The sequence below is a fragment of the Jatrophihabitans sp. genome, from assembly GCF_036389215.1.
Lineage (GTDB): Bacteria > Actinomycetota > Actinomycetes > Mycobacteriales > Jatrophihabitantaceae > Jatrophihabitans_A.
In genome coordinates this window covers 1-3,804 of record NZ_DASVQG010000017.1, presented here as the reverse complement: position 1 = coordinate 3,804, position 3,804 = coordinate 1, and the positions used below count along the sequence as shown (strand labels likewise).

The following is a 3,804-nucleotide window of genomic DNA, read 5'->3' as shown; positions in this document are numbered from 1 at the left end:
CGCCAAGACCGAGCACCCAGATCGTGGCGGCACCCCGGTCGGACCGCCAGCTCATGACGGGACCCCCGGCTCGGTGGCCACCACCGCGCTCTCGGTGATCGACACCATCGGCAGCCAGCTGACCGGGCGCAGCACCATCCGCACGGTGACCTTGGTGTCCGACGCCGACGAGCCGATGCGCACTGCCACCGGAGCGCCCGCCGCTGCCCGCGCCCGCTCGGCGGCCGAAGCCGGATCACCGCGGGCGACGGCCCGGGCCGCCTCACCGGCCGCATCGGCGCACCGGACCCGCGCTTGGCCGACGCCGACCGCGGCGACTCCCATCAGGGTCAGCAGAACCAGCACCGGCAGGCTCATTGCCGTTTCCGCGGTCACCATGCCGGCCTCCGATCGCCACCGGCCACCGGTCACAGCGAGACGTTCAGCGCCGACGTGACGATGTGCGACAGCGCCGTCTGCACCGCCTGGCTGTGTACGACCTTGAACAGCACCGCCGCGAACGCCACCGCGGCCACCGTTCCGACCGCGTACTCGGCGGTCGCCATCCCGGCGTCGCCCTCCGCCTCGAGCCTCCGGGTCGATATCCATCGATGCCGACGGTGAATCGTGCTCATCGTCCTCATGCTGCTGCTCCCCTTCGACAGTGCGCCCTCGATCTGAGGGCGCGCTCTGAGGTTCGCAGGCCCCAGCCGGCCGGATCAGGTGCTGACCGGGAATGTGGACAGTGAGGCGCTATGGGGATGACTAAACCCCAAGGCGCGATGGATTGCTTCCGGCCCGCGTGTACCAGGCGAAACTGTCTCAGGTATGGGCGAGAGTGTGTGGCGAGTGGCCGGACTACGGTTGGGTCGTGCTGATCTATGCGATGAGTGTTTCGGTGGACGGCTACATCGCCGATCGCGACGGGTCTTTCGGATGGGACCCACCTAGCGACGAGCTCTTTGCCTTCCACCTCGCGCGAGTGCGCGAGCTCGGCGCTTACCTCTGCGGCCGCCGGCTGTACGAGACGATGCTGCCGTGGGAAACCGATCCATCGATGCGCGCCACCGAACTCTGGACCGAATTCGCCGACGTCTGGTGCGCTCTCCCGAAGATCGTATTCAGCCGCACGCTCGGCAGCGTCCAGGGAAACGCCCGGCTTGCTGACTCATCGGTGGCCGAGGAGATCGCCACGACGCTCGCGGCGACCGGCAAGGACGTCGAGATCGGCGGTGCCACCCTGGCCGCACAAGCGATCCAACTCGGCCTGGTCGACGAGCTGCGCATCTTCCGCATCCCGATCGTGGTCGGCGGTGGCACGCCGTACTTCCCAGCCGTCACCGAGGACATTCGCCTCGACCTGATCGAGACTGGAACGTTCGACTCACGCGTGATCTACGAGCGCTACCGACGCGCCCACCCCGACTCCGATTGACGATGTGCAGGACTCGGCAGGCACCCACCCTCAGCCGGCGCGCAACCACTCCTCGAAGCGCTGACTGCCCCGGGTGTAGTCGCCGCCCGACGGTAACAACCCGCCGCGAGCCGCGGCGCCGCCGCCGGGAATGGGTAGCGGCACGACCAGGCGGCGCCGGCCGCGAGCCCGCACCACCTGACGCACCAGCTCGACCAGCTCGTGCACCTGCGGGCCGGCCATCTCCGGGGCCAGGCCGATAGCGGGCCCCGATGCCAGCTCCACCAGCCGGTGAGCGACCTCACGGGCGGCGACCGGCTGGACCTGCATCCGGGGAACCACGGCCAGCGGCCCGGGGCTGCGAGCGAGCAATTGCTCGGCGAACTCGTGGAACTGGGTCGCCCGCAATACCGTCCACGGCAGCCCGCCGCGACGGATCAGGTCCTCCTGGCTCAGCTTGCCGGCGTAGTAGCCCAAACCGACCCGGTCGATGCCCACGATCGAGAGGGCAAGGTGGTGCCGCACACCTGCCCGGGCGCCGGCCTCGATCAACCGCTCGGTGCCGGTGGTGAAGAATTGCACCGAGCGCTTCTTCGATAGCGTCGCCACGTTGCTGACGTCGATGACCGCGTGTGCCCCGGCGAGCGCGCCGTCCAGACCCGAGCCCGTCGTGATGTCCACCCCGCGAGAGCGGGCCAACACGACCGGCTCGTTTCCCGCTTGCTCCAGCAGGGCCACCACGTGCCGCCCGATCAAGCCGGTTCCACCGGCCACCGCTACCCGCATGCTCATATTCAACCGTCACCCACGAGCGCGACTCGCGTCGGCACGCCGAGACAGTGCCGTGTGCCGACCCGGCATGGACAGTGCCTGGGATGCCCGAAGCCCGGGCCTCTGTGGGGACAGCGGCCCGGGCGGCTCGGGGGCCCGCGGGTGGCGGGTGCCTGGGCTCAGTGGTGCATGTGCATCGCGGCGCCTTCGGCTCGCACGGCAGGCATCCGCAGGTACGCGAACACGGCCAGGACGGCGGCGATACCGGCCGCGGCGGAGAAGCCGCGGGGGAAGGCATCCACGACCCCGGCGGCGCTGGTCAGGCTCCCGGCCGTGCTCGCGACCGCTGACAGGACGGCGACACCGAGAGCGGCGCCGACCTCGTGACCGGTCATGAGAAACCCTGACGCCAGGCCCGCGTGCTGAGGCGGGATGCCCGCCATCGCGGTTACGGACACCGGCACGAAGACCATGCCGACACCCAGGCCGATGATGACCAGACCGGGCAGGACGTCGGAAGCGAAGCCGGCTCCGGCCGTTGCCCGGGCGAGCAGGAGCGCGCCGCCGGCTACCAGGACCAGGCCGATGGCGGCGATGGTGCGCGGGGTGCCGTGACCGAGGGCGTGCTTGGCGAGCACGGTGCCGGCGGTGATGGCCAGGGCGAACGGCACGAAGGCGACGCCGGCACGGATGGCGGAGTACCCCATCACGGTCTGGACGAAGATGGAGCTGAGGTACACGGTCGCGACGAGGATGCCGGTGACGCCGAGCATCACCGTCGTGCCGGAGACCAGCGACTTCACCTTCCACGTGTGAGGCGGGACGAGCGGGTTCGCCGCGCCGCGCTCCATCACGACGAAGGCGACAGCGAGCGTCGCGGACCCGGCCAGGGAGATCAGGACGCGGGCCGAGAGCCAGCCGTGCTGCTCGGTGGCGCCGAGAGCGTAGATGAGCGCGACGAGGCTGCCGATGACGGTGGCCGCACCGGTCAGGTCGAACTGGTTCAGGGAGCCGCGCGGCGCTTTCACGCCCGGGACGACCTTGAGGCCGAGGAGGAACGCGACGGCGCCGATGGGTGCGTTGATCCAGAAGATGGTCTGCCATCCGGCCCAGGTGGTCAGGGCTCCGCCGAGCAGGACGCCGGCGGCGACGCCGAGGGAGCCGACCGCACCCCACAGGGCGAGCCCGGTGCGGCGCTGCGCGCCCGAGTAGGTGGTCATGATGATGGACAGGGCGGCCGGGGTCATCAGTGCGGCGCTGAGCCCTTGGGCGGCGCGGGCGATGATCAGCTCCGTGGCACCGCCGGCGAACCCGCTGACGATGGACGCGGTGGTGAACACGGCGAGGCCCGTCAGGAACACCCACTTGCGGGACAGGAGGTCGGCGATGCGTCCGCCGAACAGCAGCCCGCCGCCGGACATCATCAGGTAGGCGGTGACGACCCACTGCATGTCCGCCCCGTCCAGGTGCAGGTCGCGCCCGATGGACGGCAGGGCGGTGTTGACCACGGAGATATCGAGGACGACCAGGATCTGTGCGGCAAGGGCGAGGGCCAGGATGACCCAGGACTTGCGCGGTCCGTCATCGGTGTCGGCGTGGTGGGCGGTGTCGGTGTGGTGGGCGGCGTCGGCGTGGTGGGC

5 protein-coding genes are annotated in these 3,804 nt (G+C 70.4%); 1 reads left to right on the top strand and 4 read right to left on the bottom strand.

What is annotated here, in order from left to right; genetic code table 11:
• Window positions 1–51: 51 nt before the first annotated feature.
• Entirely contained in the window at window positions 52–378 is a 327-nt protein-coding gene (locus VF542_RS00780) for a TadE family type IV pilus minor pilin (protein WP_408649801.1), read from the bottom strand.
• Between the two features lie 29 nt (window positions 379–407).
• Window positions 408–614, bottom strand: a complete 207-nt coding sequence (locus tag VF542_RS00775) for a DUF4244 domain-containing protein (protein WP_408649800.1) — start codon at window positions 612–614, stop codon at window positions 408–410.
• Window positions 615–850: 236 nt separating this feature from the next.
• Here VF542_RS00775 and VF542_RS00770 point away from each other — a divergent pair, with 236 nt between their 5' ends.
• Entirely contained in the window at window positions 851–1,414 is a 564-nt protein-coding gene (locus tag VF542_RS00770; protein ID WP_408649799.1) for a dihydrofolate reductase family protein, read from the top strand.
• Between the two features lie 30 nt (window positions 1,415–1,444).
• On the opposite strand, the gene VF542_RS00765 is transcribed toward VF542_RS00770, so the two are convergent.
• The gene (locus tag VF542_RS00765; protein WP_408649802.1) at window positions 1,445–2,179 is read right to left on the bottom strand and encodes an SDR family oxidoreductase; all 735 of its coding nucleotides are present in this window, start codon (window positions 2,177–2,179) and stop codon (window positions 1,445–1,447) included.
• A 164-nt stretch (window positions 2,180–2,343) separates the two neighbouring features.
• Window positions 2,344–3,804, bottom strand: a 1,461-nt coding sequence (locus tag VF542_RS00760) for an MFS transporter (RefSeq protein ID WP_408649798.1), incomplete at its 5' end; no start/stop codon positions are given.